The sequence below is a fragment of the Nocardiopsis camelliae genome, assembly GCF_028993595.1.
GTDB classification, from domain to species: domain Bacteria; phylum Actinomycetota; class Actinomycetes; order Streptosporangiales; family Streptosporangiaceae; genus Nocardiopsis; species Nocardiopsis dassonvillei.
In genome coordinates this window covers 2,667,160-2,690,108 of the sequence record NZ_CP118614.1, presented here as the reverse complement: position 1 = coordinate 2,690,108, position 22,949 = coordinate 2,667,160, and the positions used below count along the sequence as shown (strand labels likewise).

Here is a 22,949-nt window from a genome sequence, read left to right as displayed (position 1 = left end):
ACGTAGATCTCCAAAGGGTCAGAAGAAGGGGCGCCGGTCCGAGGACCGGCGCCCCTTCCCGCGGCCCGGGCCGCCCTACAGCTCGAAGGCCTCCGGCGGCGGGCAGGAGCAGACCAGGTTGCGGTCCCCGTAGGCCTGGTCGATCCGGCCGACCGGCGGCCAGTACTTGTCCGTGCGCAGCGACGCCAGCGGGTAGGCCGCCTCGGCGCGCGTGTAGCCGTGCGACCACTCGTCGGCGGTCACGGCCTCCGCGGTGTGCGGGGCGTTGCGCAGCGGGTTGTCCTGCGCGTCCCACTCCCCCGAGGCCACCTTGTCGATCTCGCCGCGGATCGCGACCATCGCCTCCACGAAGCGGTCCAGTTCGGCGAGGTTCTCGCTCTCGGTCGGCTCGACCATCAGGGTGCCGTTGACCGGGAACGACATCGTCGGCGCGTGGAAGCCGTAGTCCATGAGCCGCTTGGCGAGGTCCTCGTTGCTGATGCCGCTGGCCTTCTGGAGCGGGCGGATGTCCACGACGCACTCGTGCGCCACCAGGCCGCCCGCGCCGGTGTAGAGCACCGGGAAGTAGGGCTCCAGCCGCTTGGCCAGGTAGTTCGCCGACAGCACCGCGGTCTCGGTGGCCGAGCGCAGCCCCTCCTCGCCCATCATGCGCACGTAGGCCCAGGAGATGGGCAGGATGCCCGCCGAGCCGAACGGGGCCGCCGAGACCGGGCCGACCCCCGTGTGCGGGCCCGCCTCGGGCTGGCCCGGGTGGTTGGGCAGGAAACCGGCCAGGTGCGAGCGGACCGCGACCGGGCCCACGCCCGGACCGCCGCCGCCGTGCGGGATGCAGAAGGTCTTGTGCAGGTTGAGGTGGCTGACGTCGGCCCCGAACTCGCCCGGCTTGGCCCAGCCCAGCAGAGCGTTCAGGTTGGCGCCGTCCACGTACACCTGGCCGCCCGCATCGTGGACCAGGCGGCACACCTCGGTGACGGTGTCCTCGTACACGCCGTGCGTGGACGGGTAGGTGATCATGATGGCGGCCAGGTCGCCGGCGTGCTTGTCGGTCTTGGCCCGCAGGTCCTCCAGGTCGACGTTGCCGTTGTCGTCGCAGGCCACCACGGCCACGCGCATACCGGCCATCACGGCACTGGCGGCGTTGGTGCCGTGCGCGGAGCTGGGGATCAGGCACACGTCGCGGTGGGCCTCGCCGCGCGAGCGGTGGTAGCCGCGGATGGCCAGCAGCCCGGCGAACTCGCCCTGGGACCCGGCGTTGGGCTGGAGGGACACCGCGTCGTAGCCGGTGACCTCGGCCAGCCAGGCCTCCAACTGGCGGATCAGGGCCACGCTCCCGGCGGCCTGGTCCAGCGGCGCCAGCGGGTGCAGTCCGGCGAACTCGGGCCAGGTGACGGGCTCCATCTCCGCCGTGGCGTTGAGCTTCATGGTGCACGAGCCCAGCGGGATCATCGTGCGGTCCAGGGCCAGGTCGCGGTCGGAGAGGCGGCGCATGTAGCGCAGCAGCGAGGTCTCGCTGCGGTGGGTGCCGAACACCGGGTGGGTGAGGTAGTCCACCTGGCGGGCCAGCTCGACGGGCAGGCGGTCGGTGTCCCCGTCCACGCTCAGGCGCACGCGCGAGGAGCCGCGCTCGGCCTCGCCGAAGGCCGCCAGGACCTTCTCCAGGTCGGTCTCGGTGGTGGTCTCGTCCACGCTCACGCCGACCGTGTACTCGTCCGCGGCCAGCAGGTTGTACCCGGCCTCCAGAGCGGACTCCACGACGCGGGCGGCGCTGGGCACGCGCACGCGCAGGGTGTCGAAGTAGGCGTGGTGCAGGACCTCGAAGCCGCGCTCGGCGAGGGCGTCGGCCAGGGCGGCGGTGCGGGTGTGCACCTGGCGGGCGATCGCGCGCAGGCCGTCGGGGCCGTGGTAGACCGCGTACATCCCGGCCATGACGGCGAGCAGGACCTGCGCGGTGCAGATGTTGCTGGTGGCCTTCTCGCGGCGGATGTGCTGCTCGCGGGTCTGGAGGGCCAGCCGGTAGGCGGGCTTGCCCGCGTTGTCCACCGAGACGCCGACCAGGCGGCCGGGCAGCTGGCGGCGCAGCTTCTCGCCCACGGCCATGTAACCGGCGTGCGGGCCGCCGAAGCCGAGCGGGACGCCGAAGCGCTGGGTGGAGCCGACGGCGATGTCGGCGCCCAGGTCGCCGGGGCTGCGCAGCAGCGTCAGGGCCAGGATGTCGGCGGCCACCACCGCGAGGGCTCCGCGCTCGTGGGCCTGGGCGACGACCGGGCCCGGGTCGCGCACGGCGCCGCTGGAGGCGGGGTACTGCACCAGGACGCCGAAGGCGTCGCCCTCGGGCAGGCCCCGGGACAGGTCGGCGACCACGACCTCGATGCCCAGGGGTTCGGCGCGGGTGCGCAGCACGTGCAGGGTCTGGGGGAAGACGTCGGCGTCGACGACGAAGACGTCGGCCTTGCTCTTGGAGGCGCGGCGGGCCAGGGTCATGGCCTCGGCGGCAGCGGTGGCCTCGTCGAGCAGGGAGGAGCCCGAGACGGGCAGGCCGGTCAGGTCCGAGACCATCGTCTGGAAGTTGAGCAGGGCCTCCAGACGGCCCTGGGAGATCTCGGGCTGGTAGGGCGTGTAGGCCGTGTACCAGGCGGGGTTCTCCATGATGTTGCGCAGGATGACCGGCGGGGTGAGGGTGCCGTAGTAGCCCTGGCCGATCAGCGAGGTGCGCACCTGGTTGCGGGAGGCCAGGTCGCGCAGCTCGGCCAGGGCCTCGGCCTCGCTCAGCGCCGGGGGCAGGTCCAGCGGCGCGCTGCGGCCGGGGCCGGTGAGGATGGACTCGGGCACGGCGTCGGCCATGAGTTCGGCGGTGGAGCCGTAGCCGACCGCCTTGAGCATCTCCTGGACCTCGGCGGGCGTGGGGCCGATGTGGCGGTCGGCGAACACCCGGGCGGGCGCGCCCGGGGTGTGCACGGGCTGGTCTGGCACGGAGACCTCCTGGTGACAGGGCCGAGTCGGGTCGGCGGTGTTCCTCACGGTCTCCCCCTCTGTCACCGGGCACGAGGGTGCCCAGGCTTCAGAGCGGCCTCCTCCACGCGGTCCATGGTGCCTGAGAGGTTACTGGGGAGTATTGCCCCGTCGGCGCCCCGTTGCGGGGTCTCTCTCGCGCGGTGTCGACAGCCAGCTGACGATCTGTACGTGTGTACAAGCAGAGTGAATGTCGCTTTTCATCCCTGTTGTGACTACGACCGTACTCGATCGTCGCCTGGGGTGGCGCTCCCGGGCAGGCGTTTCGCGCACACCACACCGAGAGCCTGGAGGTTCCTCCAAGTGGCCACGGCCCCGAAACGCCCGCTCCCCCGGCCGGCACACGGCCGCCCCGGGGTTGCGCGCGGTGCCTGCCGGTCTCAGCCGGTGCGGCGCTCCCGGCGGCGCCTGGCCAGCTCGTCCACGGGCTGGGGCGCTGCGGCGGGCAGGTCGGCCCGTTCCTCCGCGGGCACCACGCCCAGGGCCTCCTCCACCTCGCGCCAGACGTTGCCCAGCGCCAGGCCGAACATGCCCTGACCGCGCTGCATGAGGTCCACGACCTCCTCAGGGGAGGTGCACTCGTAGACGCTGACGCCGTCGCTCATGAGGGTGATGCGGGCCAGGTCGGGGGCGGGCCGACCGCGCAGGTGGTCGACCGCGGTGCGGATCTGCTGGAGGGATATCCCGGTGTCCAGGAGCCGTTTGGCGATCTTGAGCAACAGGATGTCGGGGAGGCTGTACAGGGGGGCGTTGTGGGCTCCGGTGAGCACGCTCGGCTCCACCAGGCCGGTCCTGGCCCAGTAGTCGAGCTGGCGGTAGCTGATTCCGGCGGCCGTACACGCCGCGGGGCCCCGATACCCGACGTCCATAGGCAGCGCCACCAAGTCTTCTTCGCACAGTAGGCCCTGCTGCCCCGCTAGCCGCAGCGCGGACCGCCTGTCATGGGGATCCCGCTTGCCGCTCGCTACCGCCACGCCGACCTCCGGCTTCTCGTCCCACGGCGGTCTCGACAGGGGATGTCCACTCAGGGAACGGGTGCGCCGTGGGTTCCACTGCACTGAAGGTAGGACGGCCGACCGGCAGCGTCAACGACACCGCGCGGCGCGTCGCCAAGTGCGCGCGGCGCCGGTGTGCCGGGGCCTCCCCGGTGGCGCCCGACGCGCGAGCGGGGGTTTCGGCCCTGATCATCACGACCACTTCCGTTACCCAATCTATCACCGGCTCCGCGGACGAAGCCGCAGGTCGGGGCGTGTCCTCCCCGGATCACGCCACCGCCGCGGCACGGGACCCGCGCCTGTGCGCGGGCCCCGGGGGAGTGCACGTGCGCCACGGGCCTACTCCGCGCGCCTGCCGAAGTCCTCGGGCGAGATGTTGTCCAGGAACTCCCGGAACGCCTCGACCTGGTCCTCCTGCTCGTCCGGGATGGGCATCCCGGCCTCGTCGATCACGTCCTCGTGCGCGTAGATGGGCGTGCCCGTCCGTAACGCCAGGGCGATCGAGTCGGAGGGGCGCGCGCTCACCTCCACGCCGTTGCTGAAGACCAGCTGGGCGTAGAAGATGCCGTCGCTGAGGCCGGTGATGTTCACCGTCTTGAGCCCGGTGTCCAGGGCGTCGAGGACATCCCGGAACAGGTCGTGGGTGAGCGGTCTGGCCGGTGCGACGCCCTGTTGGGCCAGCGCGATCGCGGTGGCCTCCACACCGCCGATCCAGATCGGCAGGTAGCGGTCGCCTTCGGATTCCTTGAGCAGGACAATCGGCTGGTTCGAGGGCATCTCAACACGGACGCCGACGACCTCCATGTGCTTCACAGCGTCTCCGTCCCACGAGTCGTGATGCCGGATGGGCGCTCGTCCCTGCTCCCGCTGCGGATCAGGACCCGAGGGCGAAATCGGCACCCTTCGTTACAAAGCTCTCCGGCGGCGGGGGGCCGCAAACCTCATCGGCCCACCCGCCGCTCCCGCGGTCGTCCCCGCGCCGGTCAGCGGCGCGGTTTGGTCAGCAGGACCATCCGGAACTTGCCGATCTGGATCTCGTCCCCTCCGCCGAGCTGGGCCTCGTCGACCGGCTCGCGGTTGACGTAGGTGCCGTTGAGGCTGCCCACGTCGCGGACTCCGAACCCGTCGCCGCGGCGGAAGAACTCCACGTGGCGCCGGGAGACGGTGACGTCGTCCAGGAAGATGTCGCTGTTGGGGTGGCGGCCGGCGGTGGTCACGTCACTGTCCAGCAGGAAACGGCTCCCGGCGTTGGGGCCGCGCCTGACCACCAGCAGCGCCGTGCCCGGCGGCAGAGCGTCGGGGTTGGCGGGGTCGTCGCCGCCCAGCTCGTCGCCGGACTCCTCCTCTTCCAGGGCCTGTATGCCCGAGAGGGAGATGGTGGACGTGACGTCTCCGCCGGAGTCCCTGCCAGTGCCGGGTCGGGGGCCCTGCTGTTCGGCTCTGCGGATCGGAGTTCCGCAGTGGGAGCAGAAACGGGCATCATCCGCAACGGCGTGACCGCACTGCGTGCAGTAAACGCTCGACATAGGTCGGCTCGGCCTCCTACCGCACGGGGCGGTGCTTGATTGGGCTGATCGGTGGCACGTACCGGGCGTCGGGCGGGCACTGGGCCCGCACGCCGTCCGGTACGCGGTGAGACGGCCCGCTGTCGCGGCAGCGGTGCGCCTCACGCGGTCGGTCGCTAGGTCTCATCCCCCGTGTCGCACTCCTTGTCACCACCGGCGAGGGTGTCCGCCGTTGCCGGGATACCCGGTCCGGTGGGCGACGCGGCGCTTCGGGGAACACTCGACTTTAAACCATATCCCTGTCCAGGAAGGGTTTTGCTCCTCCCCCGTCCGCTGTGGACGGCCCGCCTGGAACGGATCGCCGAGCGGTGTGCCCGTCGTCGCGGAGGGTGTCCGGCGACGGCGGAGGGCCGGATCGGGGCAACACGCCTGTCCTGGTGCTGATGCCGTGTCGGAGGATTTGGTTCTCCACGGATCCCCCTGGATTCGCACCGACTTCACCGAACCGCCACGACCTGCCTGTATGCCCATTTTAACCCGCGGCGTCACGCACGGTAGGGGCCGCGCCCGCGCACAGTGCGTGACACCGGGGCCACGCACCGCGCGGGCGCGGACGGAGGACCCGTCCGCGCCCGCGCGGCCCGCCTCAGCCCTCGGCCCGTTCCACGACGGCCGCCCACTCGTCCAGCAGACGGTGCGCGGTGTCGGAGTTGGGACCTTCGGCCCAAAGATGGGTGACGGCCTCCGCGGTGTCGGGGAGGACCAGGGCCCAGCTTCCGTCCGGCTCGATCACCCGGACGCCGTCGGTGGTGTCGAGTTCGCGGCCGCCAGCCGCCTCCACGACGGCGCGCATCACGCTCCCCTTGACCGCCCACGGGGTGGGCACCGAACGGCGCAGCAGGTGCGCCTGGGGGATCGTGCGGTCGATCTGGCTCAGCGAGCGGCGGGTCCTGGCCACCAGAGACAGCAGCCGCACGAAGGCGGCGATGGCGTCGCTGGTGGGGCTGAACCGCGGCACGATGAACCCGCCGCGGCCGTCGCCCGCGAAGATGACGTCGTCCTGGGCCTGGACCGCCTTGGTCAGCTCGTCGGTGGCCGTGGCCGTCCAGTGGACCTTGACCCCGTGCGAGGCGGCCACGGTCTCGGCGACGCGGGTGGTGGTGACGGGCAGTGCCACCGTCCCGGTCCCGTACTCGGCGCAGACCAGCTCCAGGACGACCAGCAGGGCCCGGTCGCTGTGGACCAGGTCGCCGCTCTCGTCCACGATGGAGAGCCGTTCGGCCACGGGGTCGAAGCGCACGCCGAAGTCGGCGCCGGAGCCCGAGACCAGCTCGCCCAGCCGGGCCAGGTCGCGGTTCTGCTTGGCGACGGTGTCGGTGGGCGAGGACTCGTCCAGCCGGTTGTTGACGGTGAGCACGTCCACGCCGATCCGGCCCAGCAGGGAGGGCAGAATGAGCGAGCCGCTGCCCCCGGCGCAGTCCACCACGACCTTGAGCTCGGCCTCGGCGACGCCGGAGGTGTCCACCTTGCGCAGCAGCTCGTGGGAGTAGCTCTCCACATTGCGCGACGGGAAGGTCAGCTCGCCGATCTCCCCGGGGAAGGCCCGGCGGTACTCGGCGCGGGAGAAGACCCGGTCGAGCTTGCGCTGGGCGCCGGGCGACAGGTCGGCGCCGTCGCCGTCCAGGAACAGGATGTCGACCGACTCGGGGTCCCCAGGGGTGGTGCGCACCGTGATGCCGCCGCTGACGCCGCTCTGGGAGGTGTGGAAGCGGGCCACGGGCAGCGGCACCACCTCCAGGTCGCGCACCTCGATGGCGGCCGCCGTGAGCGCGCTGATGATCGCGCGCTTGAGCGTGCGGGCGGCGCGCGAGACGTCACGCGAGGTGGTGACGATCGCGCCCTTCTTCAGGGTGGTGGCGTAGGCGTTGGCCAGGCGCACCGCCAGTTCCGGGGTGATCTCCACGTTGATCAGGCCGGACACGCCCCTGGGGCCGAACAGCGAGCGCTGCCCGCGCGACTCCCAGATGACGTTGGTGCTGACCACCGCCCCGGCCTCGATGGTCTTGAACGGGTAGACCTTGACGTCGTTGTGCAGGTAGGCCTCGGACTCGACGACGCAGTCCTCGCCCACGACCGCGCCCTCCTCGATCCGGGCGGCCGCCATGACGTCGGTGTTCTTGCCGATGACGGCGCCGCGCAGGTTGGCGCCGCGGCCGATGAACACGTTGTCGTGCAGGACGGTGCGGTGGGCGAAGGCCTCCGAGCGCACGACGGTGTTGCTGCCGACCACGGTGAACTCGCGCAGTTCGGCGCCCGCCTCGACCTTGGCGTAGTCGCCGATGTAGAGCGGGCCCTTGAGGACGGCCTCGGGGTGGACCTCGGCGCCCTCGCCGACCCACACCCCCGGCGAGACCTCGAAGCCGTCGATGTCCACGTCCACCTTGCCCGAGAGCACGTCGGCCTGGGCGCTGAGGTAGCTCTCGTGGGTGCCCACGTCCTCCCAGTAGCCGTCGGCGATGTAGCCGTAGAGGGGCTCGCCCTCCTCCAGCAGCTGGGGGAAGACGTCGCCGGACCAGTCGACGACCTCGCCCGCGGCGACACGTTCGAGGACCTCCGGCTCCATGATGTAGATGCCGGTGTTGACGGTGTCGGAGAAGACCTGGCCCCAGGTGGGCTTCTCCAGGAAGCGCTGGACGCGCCCCTGCTCGTCGACGATGATGATGCCGAACTCCAGCGGGTTCTCCACCCGCTTGAGTCCGATGGTGACCTTGGCGCCGCTCTCGCGGTGGAAGCGGACCATGTCGGTCAGGTCGATGTCGGTCAGGGCGTCGCCGGAGATGACGATGAAGGGCTCTCCGCGCAGGTGCTCCTCGGCGTTCTTGACGCTGCCCGCCGTGCCGAGCGGAACCTCCTCGGCGACGTAGCTGAGCTTCATGCCCAGGTCCTCGCCGTCGCCGAAGTAGTTGCGGATGAGGGTGGCCAGGAACTGCACGGTGACCACGGTCTCGGTGAAGCCGTGCTTGCGCAGCAGGCGCAGCACGTGCTCCATGATGGGCTTGTTGACCACCGGCAGAAGCGGTTTGGGCTGGTTGGCGGTCATGGGGCGCAGGCGGGTTCCCTCGCCGCCCGCCATCACGACGGCCTTCATCGGAGGCGCGGCGGCCTCCGGGGTGGTGTCTGCGGCCTGGCTCATCGCCGGTACCTCCGTACCGCTGGGCCGCCGGTGCGCGCCGCGGGGGGACGGTGTTCGGAGCGCACGCCCTTGCGGGCGGCGGGACATGTTCTCATGCGGAGACGACACTCCCTCTCGATCCGACAGGACTCGTGGTGAGCCGGTCCGCGTGCGGATCAGGGGCCGATCCGCCCCTGGTCCGGGCGGCTCGGTCGGTCCGCGCCCTCGGCGGCCGCGCCGGGGTCGCCGTCAGCGGTCGCCGGTGCGGCTGGACCGAGTCGGTCCTGGGTGTGACCGCGTACGGGGTCGCTGTCGCCCACGGCCCTGGGGCCGCCGGTGCGATCAGCGCCTTCGTCGCGGCGGGTCTGGGCCATCAGGCGCAGTCCCTGTACGGCGTAGAGCAGTCCGGCCCACCAGTACAGAGCAGTTCCCCAGAGCGCGAAGGCCCAACCTATAATTCTCGCCACATCCGCGGCGATCGTGGCGTAACCAGCGAGGAACAGCAGCGGGAACGAGTACAGGAGGCACAGCGTGGCGGCCTTGCCCGCGAAGTTGACCGGCAGGGGCCCGTAGCCGAAGTGGCGCAGGAGCGGCAGGGCGCCCAGGATGAGGACGTCGCGCAGCACGAGGATGCCCATGAGCCACCAGGGCACGATGCCGCGGATCACCAGGCCGAGCAGGGCGGCGAAGATGTAGAGCCGGTCCGCGAGGGGGTCGAGCACGGTCCCCAGGCGCGAGGTCTGGTTCCAGGCGCGGGCGATCTTGCCGTCGAGCCAGTCGCTCAGGCCCGCCAGGGCCAGCACGAGCAGGGCCCACCAGTCGGCCTGGGGCACCAGCACGAGCCACAGGAACAGGGGCACGCCCAGAAGCCGGAGCATGCTCAGTAGGTTGGGAACCGTCCAGACGCGGTCACTGACCGCCGGGCTGACCACATCGCCCCCCGCCGTGTGTCTGCCTTCTTGCGCGGATCGCCCCATGGCGCCAACGATAACGGGCGGGAGGGTCGTTTCCCGCCATCGTGGATCCACCCGCCCTGGTCGGAGGGCGGCCGCACCCCGATCGTACCGTGTACGCTTTGCGGCCTCCCCGGCCGCGACCCCTCACCACCGTCCAACGCGGGGCGGCCCGGCGGGGTTCCCCTGCCGGGGCCCGGCCGCCTCTCCCCTGCCGCGGGCTCCCCTTCAGCGGGCGGCGAGCAGGGCGGCCAGGCGGCGCAGGCGTTCGGGACCGGTGGGCTCTGTGTCCTGGAGCGGGACCTCCACCGTTCCCAGGCGGGCGAAGCGCTCGCGGGTGGCGGCCAGGGCCTCGGCGGTGTCGGGTCCCGCGGCGTCCCCGCGCGGGATCTGGTTGACGACCACGGGTTCGAGCCGGAACCCGGCCCCGGTGAGCTGTTCGACGGCGCGGGCGGTCTCGGCCAGCACCATGCGGCGGGGCAGGGTCACCAGGCGCACCCGGGCGTCCCGGCGCAGGCGTTCGGCGGCGCGCTCCAGGCGGTGGCGGCGCGCGTGCAGGCGCTCGGTGAGGGGGTCGGCCTCCTCCTGCGGGCCGCCGACGACGTCGGCGAAGGCCTCGGCGCGGCGGGCCCGCTCGCGCTGGCGGGTCAGGCCCACCACCCAGGGGGTCAGGAGCGTCGGCAGGTTGAGCAGGCGCAGCAGGTGCCCGGTGGGGGCGCTGTCCACGACCAGGGCGTCCCAGCGCCGACCCACCTCCTCCATGCGGTCCACGAGCAGGTCGGCCAGGGCGGACTCGGCCATGCCGGGACTGGCCCCGGCCTGTTCCAGGTGGCGGCGCACGGCGGGCATCACCTCGGGCGGGACGGCCCGCTCGGCGTCCCGGAGCACCTGGGCGATCCGGCGGCGCACGGCGGCGTCGGCGTCGGGCTCGGCGGCCCACAGGCCGGGCGCGACCGGGACGGGCTCGTCCCCGAGCGGTGCCTCCAGGGCGTCGCCGAGCGAGTGGGCGGGGTCGGTCGAGAGCACCAGCACCCGCTGCCCGGCGTCGGCCAGGGCCAGCGCGTGCGCGGCGGCCAGGGTGGTCTTGCCGACCCCGCCCTTGCCGCCGAAGAAGGTGATCGGCGCGGCGGGGCCGGTCGCGGACTCGGTCAACAGCAGCCTCCGGGGGCTCCGAACTCCCTGCGGCCCATCCTCTGGTGCCACTCGTGCAGGTCGGCGACCATGTACGGGATGAGGTCGAGGGTCTCGTAGGCGACGGGGTTGTCCACTCCCAGGCTCTCCAGCATGAGCAGGGCCCGCAGGGTGTCCTGCTGGGTGCGGGCCTCGCGTCGGCGCGCGTGCCCCCAGCGCGCCTCGAAGACCTGCTGGTGGAAGTCCTCGAAGCGGCGCCAGGCGGCGACGGCGCGGCGCCAGGCCCCCGGCGGGGGCCCGGCGCCGGTGCCCGGTGCGCTCACGGGGTGGCGCCCCGGGCGCGGCGGTTACCTGACCTCACCCTCGTCCCTCCCGGCGGTGGTCTCCTCGGTCGCGGCCTCGGCGACCGGCGGGCTCTTGCGCGCCTTGTTCAGGGCGATGGCGGCCTCGACCATCATCCACAGGGCCAGCAGCAGGATGACGCCGTCCAGCGGCGCGAGCAGGAAGGTCTGCATCGCGTCGCCCGAGACCGCGAAGTCGCGGAGCTGGATGACCAGCGCCCAGACGGTCATGGCGACCAGGAACACCAGCGGGATGAGGATCATGACCGGGTTGCGGTGGCGCTTGGTGACCCAGACGGCGATGACCGACAGGGCCAGGCCCGCGGTGAGCTGGTTGGTGGTGCCGAACAGCAGCCACAGGGTGCCCACGGCGAAGTCGCCCGGGACCAGGGTCAGGGCGAGGGGGATGAGCACCGCGACGAGCGTGGCGACGGTGATGTTGCGGGCCAGGAAGGACATCGCCCGGTGCGGCGCGCTGCCGGTGGAGAAGCGGTCGGCGGCGATCGTGGCGATCTCCTGGATGATGTAGCGCTTGAGCCGGACCGCGGTGTCCAGGGTGGTGACGGCGAAGCTGACGATCACCAGGGCGCCGAAGACCAGTGCGGTGCTCTCGGGGACGCCGATGTTGGAGGCGAAGCCCGCCACGCCCTGGATGAACATGCCCTGCGGGTCGGCGGAGGCGGCCTCCCAGTCGACGTAGAGGGTGCCCCACTCGGCACCGGTGTTGGCGGAGTAGACCATGACGCCCGCGGTGCAGGCCAGGATCGAGCACAGCGCCAGCGTGCCCTCCCCCAGGGAGCTGAGGTAGCCGACGTAGCGCGCGTCGGTCTCCTTGTCGATCTGTTTGGAGGTGGTCCCGGAGGCGACCAGGCTGTGGAAGCCCGAGACCGCGCCGCAGGCGATGGTGATGAACAGCAGCGGGAAGATCGGCGGGGAGCCCGCCGGGGTGTCGCGGAAGAGCGGCGCAGCGATCGTGTCCATGCCCACGATCACGCCGACCATGATGACCAGCAGCGCCACGACCATCTGCTGCTGGTTGATGTAGTCGCGCGGCTGGAGCAGCAGCCACACCGGCAGGCGGGAGGCCACGAACGCGTAGGCGAACACGATCACGATCCACAGCAGGTTCTCCGTGATCCCCGTGGCCTCGGCGACCGGCGCGAGGCTGATCGGCAGGATCTGCCCCAGCGGGATGCAGGCGTAGACCAGGAGCAGCGCGATGATCGAGGGGAGCAGTGCGGCGGTGCGGCGGCGGTAGACCACCTGGCCCACGGCGATGGCCAGCGGGATGGTGACCAGGGTGGGCAGCACCGCCTCGGGCGTGCTCACGAACAGCCCGGCGATGACGATGGCGAACACCGCGTTCACCAGGGTCACCAGGAAGAAGATGATCAGCAGGAACAGGATGCGCGCCCGGGACCCGATGACGTCGCCCGCCAGGGTTCCGATGCTGCGGCCCTTGCTGCGCAGCGAGACCACGATCGAACCGAAGTCGTGGGCGCCCGACCCGAAGATGGTGCCCAGGATGACCCAGAGCAGGGCGGGTCCCCAGCCCCAGAACACACCGATCGCCGGGCCGACGATGGGCGCGGCGCCCGCCACGGAGATGAAGTGGTGCGCGAGGACGATGTGCTTGTTGGTGGGGACGTAGTCCACACCGTCCTGGAGCGTGTGCGCGGGCGTGGTGAAGGAGGGGTCGAGGGCGTAGACCCGTTTGGCCAGGTAGGCCGAGTAGAAGCGGTACGCCAGCGCGAAGATCGCCAGGGTGCCGAGCAGTACTGCTACAGCGGGCATCGGGGAGTTCCTTCTTTCCGGTGTGCGGACCGGGTGGGCGGGACCTGCGGGTGCTCTGTCCAGGCGGTTCGGGTACAGTCCCGAGAAATTAACATGAGTCACACATCACAGAAAAGGAAGTATGTGGAAGATTTCGCCACGGTCTGGCGGCGTTCGGCCGTCGGTGAGCTCTCCTGGGTGACTCCGCTGGGTTTGCCGGTGAGCGTCCCGGTGGTGCCGCTTTCGGACGGCGGGACTCCGTGCGCGGCCCTTCCGCTGGCCCACCTGGACCTGGTGGACGCGCTCGGCGAACGCGCCGCGTTCAGCCTGACCGCGCCCGTGCCGGGGACGGACACCGGCCTGGTGGGGGTGGGTCCGGTGCAGGTGCGGCTGGACCCGGGGGGCCGCCTGTTCGGCCGCGACCTGGTGGAGCAGGAGGCGGCCAAGCACCCGCCGACCCGGTTGCGCGCGGGGAGCCTGATGGCGCGCAAGGAGAACTGGTGGTGGATGGCGCGCGCCCTGGTGACCCTGGTCGGGACCGATCGGGTGGAGGCGGTGCGCAGGCGCGACCGCTCTGAGGACGCCCTGCTGGTGCGCGGGTGGGGCGCGGGCGCTGGGACGAACGCCGACGCGGACACCGGCTCGGGCGCGCGCACCGGAGCGGCCCCGGGTGCGCCCGCCACGGATGGCGGGCCGCGCGCGGACACGGGTGCTGACGCCGCCATGGGCGCGGGCCGCGGCGCGGACGTGCGCGTGGACGTGGTCACCGCACGGGACTGGTCGGCCGGTCCGGGGCGGAGCGTGGAACTGTGGTCGCGCGACGGCGGCGACCTGTCCGGCCGGGGCGGCCGAGTCCTGGTGATGGGGCACCAGGCCAGCCCCGACTTCGAGCGCTGGGAGCGCTGGACGCGCACCGGAAGGCTGACGGGGCAGATCCTGGAAGTCATCGGCTCCGACGGCGGCCCCGAAGCGGACCCGCGGCCCTTCCGCCTGCTGGAGCGGCTGCGCAACCACCGCGAGGTGGAACGCGCCTGCCGCGCGGGGATCCGGGCCGTGGAGAGCCGCCTGGGGCTCTGACCGGTGCCCCGGCGCAGGCCCCCGGTCCGCACGCGGACGCTCCCCGTGGCGGGCTCACAGCTCCAGGATGCGCTCGGCCTCCCTGCGGCCCGAGAGCAGGGCGCCGTGCACGGTGGCCGTGTGCTCGGTCTCGGTCGCCTCTCCCCCGAAGAACAGCCGTTCACCGACCGGCTCGCCCAGCGCCACCCGGTCCTCGTCCCCCGACCCCACGGCGGTGAAGGAGAAGCTGCCCCGGGCGAACGGGTCGTCCATCCAGTGGGTGAGGTGGTGGCCGACGGGTTCGGGCACCTTGCGGAACAGCCCGCGCAGCGAGTCCAGCGCGTGCCCGACCACGTCGGCCTCGTCCTTCTCCTCCAGGAACCGGGCCGCGCTGCCCCCGTTGCGGCAGATCAGAATCGGCGCCCCCATGACCCGCTGCCCCGCGTACCAGTGGAACCACGTCCCCTCCTCGGTCCCCAGGTGCACCAGGACCTCGGCGTCGCCCCAGAAGACCTCCTCGAAGCGCAGGAACAGCTTCTCCAGGCGGCCGCTGCCCAGGCGTCGGACGGCGCCGGCCTTGTCCTCGGGCAGCGCCGGGTCGAAGTCGACCCCTCCGGTCTTGAGCACGCCCAGGGGCAACGTCACCAGGACCCGGTCCGCGGTCAGGGTCTCCTCCCCGTCGGGTGTGTCAACGCGTACGCCCGCGCCGTCCCCGTCGTGGAAGACCGACAGCACCACGTGCTCCAGGCGCACGTCCAGCCCCCGGGCCAGGTGGTCGGTGACCTGGGCCATACCGTCCGGGAAGACCACGTCGTCACCGCTGAACTCGTGCAGGGCCCCCACCGCGGTGAAGGCGACCTCGTCGGCGTCGGCGCCGTGGTCGCCCTCCACGAGGCGGTGCACGATCTCGTTGGCGTCGCGGGCCCTGGCCCGCACCAGGTTGGCGTCGTAGAGGGCCTGCTTGATGCCCTCCTCCATCGACTCCTGCGGCGTGGCCCCGACGTTGTCCCAGTACATGTGCTCGTGCAGGAGGTTGACGTCCTCCATGTTGCGGCGGTGGCGGTCGAAGAGCAGTCTGCGGCCCTTGGGGTCGTAGGCGGTCTCGGTGGAGCGGTTGAACACGGTCGTGCGGACGCCGATCTCGCGGACCAGACGCGCGAAGGGGTTGTTCTCCTCGCCGCGTATCCAGGAGGCGCCCACGTCCAGGGTGGCCGTCGTGCCGTCCCACTCGCGCAGGGAGTGGACGCGACCGCCCAGGCGGTCGCGGGCCTCCACGACGGTGACGCGCTCGCCCTCCTCGGCGAGCCGGTCGGCGGCGGCCAGCCCGGCGACGCCCGCGCCCACGACGATGGTGTGACCGCGCCCGGGCCCGGCCTCGCGCCCGCGCGGCGGGGACACCGCGGCCCGCTCCCTCTCCTCGTCCCCGTCCTGGGTGGTCTCCTCGCTGACGTCCCCCGGCTCAGTCATGTACCTCCCCCTCCGTGTGGGCGCGCGGCAGCGGTGCGCACGCGTCGTCCCCGGACCGTGTGTCCGGGGACGACTCCGGCCACGGCCGGGCCCGGCCGTGCGGCCGGGTCAGGCGTTGGCGGGCGGCTCCCCCTCGTCGTCCTCCAGCTCGACCCGCTCGCGGCGGCGCTCGCCCTGGACGTGCTCCTCACGGGTCACGTCGCGCTTGCGGACGTGGATCTCCTCGACGGGGACCTCTTCCTTGGAGACGACCGGGCGCTCCTCGTAGAGCGTGAAGGTCTGCTCGTCCTCGCCCATCTCCCGGGGCTCGCGCACCGCGGAGGGGTCGTCCACCGGGCGGCGCTCGACCTGGAGCTCGTCGTGGTGCAGCGGGACCGTCTCGTCGAACTGCTCGGTCTCGACGTACTTGTGCATGCGGGCGTGACCGGCCTCGCGCCGCTCCACGCCGATGTCCACGCGCTCCTCCGAGCGCGTCATCGAGATGTCGTCGTGCTCGTCCGCCATCGCCGGGTCGCGGTCGCGCATACCGGCGTCGCGGTCGCGCATGGCGGCGTCACCGGCCATACCGCCGGCCATGCCCCCCGCCGCGCCTCCGGCGGCTCCCCCGGCCATGTCCTCCCGACCGGTGGTCTGCGGCCCGGGGCCGCGGCCCATCTCGGTCTCCTCGCCCCGCATCGGGGGGCCGCCGTGCTGCGCGTAGTACTGGCGGACCGTCTGCTCCTCCTCGGGAGAGATGTGCCGGTCGGCGTCGACGTGCGGGGCGTCCTTGACGACGGACTTGTCGTAGGGGACCCGGATGTCCTCCTCCACGGGCTGGGAGCCCTGGAGCGGGACGAGGGTCTCGTGCCTGCCGAACAGGCCGGTGTGCACGGACACCCAGCTCGGCTGGTCGGTGTTGTCGTCGAGGTAGACCTGGTTGATCTTGCCGACGTTGTGGCCCTCCCGATCGAGGACGTGGTGCCCGATCAGGTCTGCGGGTGTGCGATCGCGTGCCACGGTGTCCCCCTAGTGGTTCGCGTGGTCGAGGGGCGGGTGCCCCAACGCTGTCCGCCCACCCCCTACCCGCCATGACCTGCGCGGACTAACAGCTCTCCCAAGCCGCTACCGACTCCTGGACAAGTGTTGGCGCGCCCCTTGCCCCGGGCGTTCGCGCGTTGGCGGAACCGGGGGGTTCGGCCCCTCGGGGTCAAGCGTCCTTGGTGTCGGCGGTGGCCTCGGCTGGGGCCGTCTCGGCGGGCCGGGCCGCGGAGGGGGCGTCCGGGTCGGGCAGGGGACCGGCCAGGTAGGCCTCCAGAACGGGGCGCGAGGGGAGCCGGTCCGCCAGCGCCCAGGCGAGCATGCGGTGCAGGCCGTCCAGGTGGGTCACCGCGTCCGTGCGTTCGAACCGCTCGTAGAAGGGGTGGTCGAGGGCGCGCGAACTCAGGAACAGCGGCGCGTGGGCCGCGCCGGTGTGCCAGTCCAGCTTGCCCCAGCACACCGGGTTGCTGGCGGGGTACTCCCGGCGCCAGTCGGTGAGCGTGCCCAGGGTCTCGGCGACGGTCGCCCCGGCCGGAGGGACGAGTTCGCGCTCCCCGTACTCGCCCGTGTGCCAGGGCAGGAGCACGGACAGGACGTCCGCGCGGTCCAGGGCGACCCGGTGCCACGTCCCGCCGAGCTGGCGGGTGGCCAGGGTCAGGGCGCTCTCGGCGTACGTGTTGGTGGCGCGGGAGACCTCGTCCTCCAACGGGTGGGTGGCGCGGAAGCGCCGGAGGACGGTGTCGGGGGTGACGGGTTCGAGGATCTGCACGGGTTCGGTCCTCAAGGTCGGCCCGCCGGGGCGGGCGGTCACGGGGGCTCGGCGGTCGCGGGGGCGCGGGAATCACGGGGACGACGGCGGTCCGGCGACCGCTGGGGCCGCCGCTGCCTGTTGTCGGGGCGGTTACCGCTGCCCGAAGGATAGACGGACACGGCGCGTCGGGAAAGGGAACGCACACCGGGTCGGCACTCTGTGCATTCGACTCGGCACACAGGGCTAGGATACGGGGGTCCCGCCGTTCCCGCCGTCGCCCCGGGGTCCTCGTCCATGCGCACAGCAGCCACCCTCGCCGCCGCCGTCGCGGCCCTGGTCCTGGCCTCTTCCACCGCCGCCGCGTCGTCCGCACCGCCGAACGGCCTGGAGGCGGTCGTGCTCCTGTCCGCCGACCGCCTCGACACCGCTCCGCTGGTGGCCGCGGCCAAGTGGCACACCGGCGACCCCGTCGAGGCCCCCGAGCGCGAGGCGCGGGTCCTGGCCGCCGTCGAGCGGCGGGCGTCCGAACTCGGCACGGACCCGGCCTCCGCCGTGGCGGTCACGCGCGACCAGATGGAGGCCAACAAGGTGGTCCAGCGCGGCCTGCACGCCCAGTGGTACGCGCAGGCCGACCGGCGGCCCGAGCAGGCGCCGGACCTGGCCGGAGTGCGCGCCGAGCTGGACCGGATCACCCCCGCGCTGGTGGAGGCGCTGGCCGCCGCCGAGGAGGAGCGCACCGCCCCCGGCTGCGCGGCGCGGCTCGCGCGCAGCACGGACACGACCGCGGCCGCGCGCGGACTCGACCGGCTGGCGTCGGCCGCCCTGTCCGGCGCGCTGGAGTCGGTCTGCGTCTGACCCGGTGGTCCGGGACCGTGCTCGGTGGGTGCGGGCGGAGCGGAAGCGACAGGAGAACGTGTCAGGCTCCGCCGGGCCGCTCCAGGCGGGCGACGCCGGGGCCCCAGGGGGTCGGGCCCCGGCGTCACGCGTGGTCAGTGTGCGTTCCGGCCGTGGTGAGGGTGTGGTCGAGGTGTGGTCAGGGTGTATTCCGGCCGCGGCCAGGGTGTGGTCAGCAGGTCTGGTCGCTGCTGTTCTGGAAGGTGACGTTGCGGACGGTCAGGTTCACCGAGCACGGGTTCTCGACCAGTGAGGTGTTGGCCAGCGTCAGGTTCTGGAACGTGACGTTCGAGGTGTTGGCGAACTCCGAGCGGGCCGCGATCCGGACGCTGCCCGGACCGGCGATCGTGCCCCCGGAGAAGGTGACGTTGTGGCAGTTCTCGACCAGCACCGCGTTGTTGCCGGTCTGGGCGATGTCCACGCGGTCGATGACCGCGCCGCCGCTCTCGGAGACGCAGAAGACCCCCCGGCCGCCGCCGCGGGCCCGGACCTCGCCGACCCGGATGTTGACCGGGTGGTCGCTGCCGATCCGCCCGTTGCGGTTGGCCATGCGGAAGGCCGCGTAGCCGGTTCCGGTTCCGGCCCCCTCGGCGTCGACCCGGTCGACCGTGGCGTTGACGGTGTTGTTGAGCAGCAGGCCCGAGTAGCCGGTGTCTCGGGCGGTGACCGTGCCGATGTCCAGCCCGTCCACGCTGTAGGTCTCCACGCCGTGGTTGTCGGTGCCCGACACGTACACGTCGTCGATGCTGATGTCGCGCGTGGTGCGGTTGGCGTCGCTGCCCCGGCTGTCGATGCGCATGCCCAGGCCGCTGGACAGGCGCAGGTCGATCCGGCCGAAGTGCACGTTCTGCGAGCCGCGCACGAAGACGCCGAAGTAGGGCGAGCCGGTCACGGACAGGTGGGGGACGGAGACGTTCTGGGCGTTCCGGATCCGGACGGCGGCGTGGTCGGCGCCCACCGACCCGGACACGTGGACGGTGCCGCAGACCTCCAGTGAGGTGTGGCTGGGCAGGTCGAGCGAGGTGTTGGCGGGCATGGAGCCGGAACCGCGCACCACGACGCGCTGCTGGGAGGTGCGGCCGGGGTCGAGGCTGCCGACGGCCGCGCGCATGGCGGCGAGCATGTCGCCGCCGGTGTAGACGGTGCTACCGCCGTTGCGGGCGGTCCAGGTGGAGCCGTTCTGGACGGCCTCGGCGTGGTGGGAACCGCTGCCGCAGTCGCCGTCGCCTCCGCCGCCGTTGCCGTCCACGCGGACCAGGTCCCAGACCTGGTTGGCGCCGCCGAGGGAGTCGTACTGGGACAGGCGGTCGCCCGGGGTGGTGCTCCACTCCCAGACCTCCAGGGCCTTGCCGCTGAGGCGGTTGATCAGCTGGACGCCGCCGCCGGTGTCCACGGGGCGCCACTGCTGGTTGGCGTTGCCGAGATCGGTGAACTGGCGGATCTCGGCGCCGTTGGCGGTGGAGTGCTCCCAGACGTCGACGGCCTTACCGCTGTGGCGGTTGACGAGGCGGTAGTAGCCGTCGCCGGACGACACGAAGCGGAACTGCTGCCAGGGGCGGTCGGTGCGCTCCCACTGGATGATCCGCGCGCCGTCCTGGGTTCCGGCGCTCTCGACGTCGGCGACCAGGCCGCTGTGCTGGTTGCGCAGGACGTAGTAGGCGCCGGTGTCGATGTCGGCGGCCCGGGCGGGGGTGACGGCGGCGGCGGAGAGGCCGCTCGCGCAGAGGACGACGGCCAGGGCGGAGTACAGGAACCGCCGCAGGCGCGACGCGGGCGAGAGGGGTCCGCGCGAGGGCGGGGAGGGTGGGGAGGACGGCGGCGCGGTCCGGGGCGCGCCGGGGGGAACCGGGGGGTTGATGGGCACTGCTGCTCCTCTGTGCGAACTCCGGACGGCGGTGTCCGGAAGGAGTGGGGGGTGGGGAGCGCTCCCATTGCACCGGAAGCTAACACGAAAAACGTTTTTACGGTAGCCGTGCGACTACGGTCGGGAAGGGACGGAGTTCCGGGGTTGGAGAGCAGGCGCGAACTCGACGACCTGTACCGAGCTGAGGCCCGAGAAGAGGCCGGGTACTACGAAGCCCCGGAAGCAGTGGTGCCTCCGGGGCTCGACGTTGTGGGGATACGGGAGGGGCGGTGGCGTCAGGAGACGGCGTTCGCTGCTTTCAGCGAGGAGACGAAGGGGTGCCACTCGGCGGAGGCGAAGGCCAGGTGGCCCAGCTCAGGCTGCTTGGAGTCACGCATACCGTGCTCTCCTGAGACCAGGCGAGCAGCTTCCACACACTCTCCACTAGCGGTGGAGTAACTGCTCTTGTACCACTGCTCTCTCAAGTTCCACCTCAGTGTGCGCTACGCAGACCAGTCTTGGTCTTGGCGTCTCCGTATGCTTCCATGCGCAGCCTATCGAGCACACGGAGATGCTCCTCAATCTCGGAGGGGTCGTCCTGAAAGAGGACACTCCTGCGTTGCTCAGTATGCACAACACTGAGTACTCCGACTTCAAGGACCGTGAACGAGCCCATCTCCATAGCAGCGTGAGCCCCGACCTCGTATGGCAAGAGCTGAACGGTGACGTGCGGTTCATCCATCAAAGCGATGACATGGTCAAGCTGGGACCGCATCACCTCGGCCCCACCGACCATGCGATGAATGGCGGCTTCATCGATGATGGCCCAGGTCTGCGGACAGTTGCTCATCCAGACCCGCTGCCGCTCCCTGCGCACCTGAACCCGACGGTCCACCTCTTCTGGGCTGATCGCCGCTCCGCTACCCGCTATCAACGCTCTCTGGTAGTCCTCGGTCTGGAAGAGGCCAGGGATGTGGATGGCGTCGTAGCGCTGGATCTTCCGCGCGTCACTCTCCAAGCCGATGTAGGTGCCGTAGCCGCCCTTGATGCCGTACCGCTGCCACCATCCGGACTCTCGCGCACGCTCACGCAGCTCCAGATAGCGACCGATCTCATCCTTCGGGACCTCGTAGTACTCCAGCAGCGCATGCAGGTCTCGGCGCCGCGGGATTGCCCCGCTGGGGTCTTCCCATCTGGTGATACTGCTCGGGGCCACGTCGATGGCCTTGGCCACACGATCGCGCGGCCTTTCTCCTCGCAGCTTCCCTAGCTCCTGGGCCAACTGCCAGCGCCCCACCGTTGGACTCTTCATGCCGAGAGCGTAGCGGACCTCTTCATCTTCCATCAGCTTTTTTCGATATGCACCTTGCACATACCCAAGTCGTGATGGACTATGGCTATGCGACAGCGATATGCACCTGGGTGGTTACCTAGCGCAATCTCTGTGGCATGAAAACGGCCCTGCCCGGGCGTTGCACCGCCTGGGCAGGGCCTGAGCCCACAACCTGAGAGACCAGGTGAGGACCTTGGACAACCGTAGTACTCCCATGCCCGAACCCCCTCGGCGGCCCGAGCTTCGGCGCTACCTCGGGCGCTTCCCCGGGGCGCTGTCCGCCGTCAAGGACGCGCGCGACTGGCTGTCCCGACGCATGGAGCTGGCACGGACTCCCGTCTCCCCCGCCCAGGACGCCCTCCTGATCCTGAGCGAACTCGCCACGAACACCCTGCTGCACTCCCCCGCCGGAGCACGCGGCGGGGCGTTCCTCGTCTCGCTGTTCGCCTCGACCCGCTGCCTCCGCGTCTCCGTTCGCGGCTGCGATGACACCCGCGTTCCCACCCTCCAGGCGGTTCCGGCCGACCCCGGATCCGAGCACGGACGCGGCCTCTTCCTCGTCAACGCCCTGGCCGACACCTGGGGCGTCGAACGCACCCCGCAGGGACCGGCCGTCTTCTTCACCCTGGGCTGGAACCCGGACCGGCTGGACCAGCCGCCGGGCCCCGTCCGGCCGCTCAGGCTGCCCCGGCAGCGGACCGCGCAGCCCCAGACACCACAGCAGCCACCTGCGGTTCCGGCGCCCCGAACGGCCATGCGGAACCGGAGCGGGTGGTGAACCGTGCCCGGCTACGGCCTCTATCCCAGCACGGAGATCCGTCGCCTGCGCGGCGACTTCCCCGACCACCTCATCTGCGAACTCCACGACGAGTCGGGGCGCCCGGTCCTCGTCGCCACGCTGGCCCGCCGGTGCTGCCCCTGCCCGGCCGTTCTGGTCACCGCCAGCGACCCGACCGCCCTGCGCCGGGCCCTGGCTCCGCATCTGTCTCCGCAACGGAAGAGCACCCGGTGACCGCCGTGGCAGAGGCACCGCGACCGGAGGTCTTCCCGAGGTGGTCCAGCCCCGTCACCCGTCCGGAACCCGGACGCGGTTCCAGCCCTCCAGCGCCCAGGCCCGGCCCGGGCGGTGACCCCCGAGTCGGGCTCGCGGCGCTGCGCCACCACGGCTGGACGGTCTGGTTCGGCCAGCACACCCGCCAGTACTGGGCCGCGCACACCGGTCGCATGCGGCTGATCTGCGCCGACAGTCCCGAGGAGCTGATCCGCTCGGTCACCGCCGTCACAGGAGCACCGGGCACCTCGCCCTTCCCTGGGTTCCACCGGAACCCCTGACCCTCAGGGGCGCCGCACCCGGCTGTCCGCCGGTCGCGGCGCCCCGTCACACGGTCAACGATCCCAACCGGCAGGCTTTCTCCGACAACGGGCAGGAACCACCATGGAGGGAACAGGCTGACGTGATGGAGTGGAAACCGTGAACGAGGACGAGAGCAACGAACCAGCCGTCTCCAAGGAAGAGATTCACGCCCTGCTCGACGCGCTCGCCGCTGCTGACATCAAACGGCTCGTGCGCGCGTCTCGTGAGGGCAGCGGGGACGAAGTGGAGCAGATATGGAGAAGGTACGTGGGCGGGTAGGCCGAAGACGGCCACAAGCCCTACGGGACAGGGCTTGCGTGTTAGTTTCGAGGCCCGAGGAACGTTCCTGAGAGGC

The 22,949-nt window shown here is 71.7% G+C and carries 21 protein-coding genes and 1 riboswitch; of the genes, 6 read left to right on the top strand and 15 right to left on the bottom strand.

The features are described 5' to 3' along the window. Positions 1 to 75 precede the first annotated feature (75 nt). From gcvP to PV789_RS11715, 9 genes are all read right to left on the bottom strand, one after another. Complete coding sequence (gene gcvP, locus PV789_RS11755) at positions 76 to 2,970, bottom strand: aminomethyl-transferring glycine dehydrogenase (protein ID WP_274977446.1); 2,895 nt, start codon at positions 2,968 to 2,970, stop codon at positions 76 to 78. Positions 2,971 to 3,068: 98 nt separating this feature from the next. Further along, positions 3,069 to 3,158: riboswitch (glycine riboswitch) on the bottom strand. Positions 3,159 to 3,389: 231 nt separating this feature from the next. Continuing rightward, on the bottom strand, positions 3,390 to 3,878 hold the full coding sequence (locus PV789_RS11750) for a MerR family transcriptional regulator (RefSeq protein WP_274978118.1): 489 nt from the start codon (positions 3,876 to 3,878) through the stop codon (positions 3,390 to 3,392). Positions 3,879 to 4,343: 465 nt separating this feature from the next. Continuing rightward, positions 4,344 to 4,817 carry a bifunctional nuclease family protein gene (locus PV789_RS11745; protein ID WP_047870924.1) on the bottom strand — a complete coding sequence of 158 codons (474 nt, stop codon included), beginning with the start codon at positions 4,815 to 4,817 and terminating at the stop codon, positions 4,344 to 4,346. A gap of 170 nt (positions 4,818 to 4,987) precedes the next feature. Continuing rightward, the gene (locus PV789_RS11740) at positions 4,988 to 5,530 is read right to left on the bottom strand and encodes a double zinc ribbon and FHA domain-containing protein (protein WP_013152508.1); all 543 of its coding nucleotides are present in this window, start codon (positions 5,528 to 5,530) and stop codon (positions 4,988 to 4,990) included. Between the two features lie 625 nt (positions 5,531 to 6,155). Continuing rightward, positions 6,156 to 8,657: a mannose-1-phosphate guanyltransferase gene (locus PV789_RS11735; RefSeq protein WP_274978117.1), complete on the bottom strand. Its 2,502-nt coding sequence runs from the start codon at positions 8,655 to 8,657 to the stop codon at positions 6,156 to 6,158. A gap of 200 nt (positions 8,658 to 8,857) precedes the next feature. Then, positions 8,858 to 9,613: a cardiolipin synthase ClsA gene (gene clsA / locus PV789_RS11730; protein ID WP_274978116.1), complete on the bottom strand. Its 756-nt coding sequence runs from the start codon at positions 9,611 to 9,613 to the stop codon at positions 8,858 to 8,860. A gap of 249 nt (positions 9,614 to 9,862) precedes the next feature. After that, a complete protein-coding gene (locus tag PV789_RS11725) occupies positions 9,863 to 10,786 on the bottom strand; it encodes an ArsA family ATPase (protein WP_274977445.1) in 924 nt (307 codons plus the stop codon). Next, positions 10,783 to 11,088: a cory-CC-star protein gene (locus PV789_RS11720; protein WP_274977444.1), complete on the bottom strand. Its 306-nt coding sequence runs from the start codon at positions 11,086 to 11,088 to the stop codon at positions 10,783 to 10,785. The genes PV789_RS11725 and PV789_RS11720 overlap by 4 nt, the downstream gene beginning before the upstream one ends. A gap of 24 nt (positions 11,089 to 11,112) precedes the next feature. After that, positions 11,113 to 12,900 (bottom strand): carbon starvation CstA family protein, encoded by a 1,788-nt coding sequence (locus PV789_RS11715; RefSeq protein ID WP_274977443.1) that lies wholly within the window; start codon positions 12,898 to 12,900, stop codon positions 11,113 to 11,115. Positions 12,901 to 13,023: 123 nt separating this feature from the next. Here PV789_RS11715 and PV789_RS11710 point away from each other — a divergent pair, with 123 nt between their 5' ends. Beyond that, a complete protein-coding gene (locus PV789_RS11710) occupies positions 13,024 to 13,956 on the top strand; it encodes a hypothetical protein (RefSeq protein WP_274977442.1) in 933 nt (310 codons plus the stop codon). Between the two features lie 54 nt (positions 13,957 to 14,010). Here PV789_RS11710 and PV789_RS11705 read toward each other — a convergent pair whose 3' ends face one another. The 3 genes from PV789_RS11705 to PV789_RS11695 form a co-directional block, all read right to left on the bottom strand. Next, complete coding sequence (locus PV789_RS11705) at positions 14,011 to 15,402, bottom strand: flavin monoamine oxidase family protein (RefSeq protein WP_274977441.1); 1,392 nt, start codon at positions 15,400 to 15,402, stop codon at positions 14,011 to 14,013. Between the two features lie 108 nt (positions 15,403 to 15,510). Then, positions 15,511 to 16,398 (bottom strand): PRC and DUF2382 domain-containing protein, encoded by an 888-nt coding sequence (locus PV789_RS11700; RefSeq protein ID WP_274977440.1) that lies wholly within the window; start codon positions 16,396 to 16,398, stop codon positions 15,511 to 15,513. Between the two features lie 190 nt (positions 16,399 to 16,588). Further along, positions 16,589 to 17,188: a DUF6309 family protein gene (locus PV789_RS11695; protein WP_274977439.1), complete on the bottom strand. Its 600-nt coding sequence runs from the start codon at positions 17,186 to 17,188 to the stop codon at positions 16,589 to 16,591. Between the two features lie 276 nt (positions 17,189 to 17,464). On the opposite strand from PV789_RS11695, the gene aroQ reads away from it, so the two are divergent. Then, a complete protein-coding gene (gene aroQ / locus PV789_RS11690; protein ID WP_274977438.1) occupies positions 17,465 to 18,025 on the top strand; it encodes a gamma subclass chorismate mutase AroQ in 561 nt (186 codons plus the stop codon). A gap of 211 nt (positions 18,026 to 18,236) precedes the next feature. Here aroQ and PV789_RS11685 read toward each other — a convergent pair whose 3' ends face one another. The 3 genes from PV789_RS11685 to PV789_RS11675 form a co-directional block, all read right to left on the bottom strand. Beyond that, positions 18,237 to 19,928 (bottom strand): RICIN domain-containing protein, encoded by a 1,692-nt coding sequence (locus tag PV789_RS11685; RefSeq protein ID WP_274977437.1) that lies wholly within the window; start codon positions 19,926 to 19,928, stop codon positions 18,237 to 18,239. Between the two features lie 275 nt (positions 19,929 to 20,203). After that, positions 20,204 to 20,392 (bottom strand): DUF397 domain-containing protein, encoded by a 189-nt coding sequence (locus tag PV789_RS11680; protein ID WP_274977436.1) that lies wholly within the window; start codon positions 20,390 to 20,392, stop codon positions 20,204 to 20,206. Positions 20,393 to 20,400: 8 nt separating this feature from the next. Then, positions 20,401 to 21,252 carry a helix-turn-helix domain-containing protein gene (locus PV789_RS11675; RefSeq protein WP_274977435.1) on the bottom strand — a complete coding sequence of 284 codons (852 nt, stop codon included), beginning with the start codon at positions 21,250 to 21,252 and terminating at the stop codon, positions 20,401 to 20,403. Positions 21,253 to 21,454: 202 nt separating this feature from the next. Between PV789_RS11675 and PV789_RS11670 the strand changes: the two genes are divergently transcribed. The 4 genes from PV789_RS11670 to PV789_RS11655 all read left to right on the top strand — a co-directional run bounded on the left by PV789_RS11670 (position 21,455) and on the right by PV789_RS11655 (position 22,873). Then, positions 21,455 to 22,018, top strand: coding sequence for an ATP-binding protein (locus PV789_RS11670; protein WP_274977434.1), 564 nt, complete (start codon positions 21,455 to 21,457; stop codon positions 22,016 to 22,018). A gap of 3 nt (positions 22,019 to 22,021) precedes the next feature. Continuing rightward, on the top strand, positions 22,022 to 22,252 hold the full coding sequence (locus PV789_RS11665; protein WP_274977433.1) for a hypothetical protein: 231 nt from the start codon (positions 22,022 to 22,024) through the stop codon (positions 22,250 to 22,252). After that, positions 22,249 to 22,572 carry a hypothetical protein gene (locus PV789_RS11660; protein WP_274977432.1) on the top strand — a complete coding sequence of 108 codons (324 nt, stop codon included), beginning with the start codon at positions 22,249 to 22,251 and terminating at the stop codon, positions 22,570 to 22,572. The genes PV789_RS11665 and PV789_RS11660 overlap by 4 nt, the downstream gene beginning before the upstream one ends. A 139-nt stretch (positions 22,573 to 22,711) precedes the next feature. Further along, the gene (locus PV789_RS11655) at positions 22,712 to 22,873 is read left to right on the top strand and encodes a hypothetical protein (protein WP_274977431.1); all 162 of its coding nucleotides are present in this window, start codon (positions 22,712 to 22,714) and stop codon (positions 22,871 to 22,873) included. Positions 22,874 to 22,949: the final 76 nt, after the last annotated feature.

Coding starts and splice junctions, on each gene's coding strand:
- PV789_RS11740 (WP_013152508.1), bottom strand. CDS start 5,530: ATGTCGAGCGTTTACTGCACGCAGTGCGGTCACGCCGTTGCGGATGAT.
- PV789_RS11735 (WP_274978117.1), bottom strand. CDS start 8,657: ATGAAGGCCGTCGTGATGGCGGGCGGCGAGGGAACCCGCCTGCGCCCC.
- PV789_RS11675 (WP_274977435.1), bottom strand. CDS start 21,252: ATGGAAGATGAAGAGGTCCGCTACGCTCTCGGCATGAAGAGTCCAACG.
- PV789_RS11705 (WP_274977441.1), bottom strand. CDS start 15,402: ATGACTGAGCCGGGGGACGTCAGCGAGGAGACCACCCAGGACGGGGAC.
- PV789_RS11715 (WP_274977443.1), bottom strand. CDS start 12,900: ATGCCCGCTGTAGCAGTACTGCTCGGCACCCTGGCGATCTTCGCGCTG.
- PV789_RS11750 (WP_274978118.1), bottom strand. CDS start 3,878: ATGGACGTCGGGTATCGGGGCCCCGCGGCGTGTACGGCCGCCGGAATC.
- aroQ (WP_274977438.1), top strand. CDS start 17,465: ATGCGCACAGCAGCCACCCTCGCCGCCGCCGTCGCGGCCCTGGTCCTG.
- PV789_RS11670 (WP_274977434.1), top strand. CDS start 21,455: ATGCCCGAACCCCCTCGGCGGCCCGAGCTTCGGCGCTACCTCGGGCGC.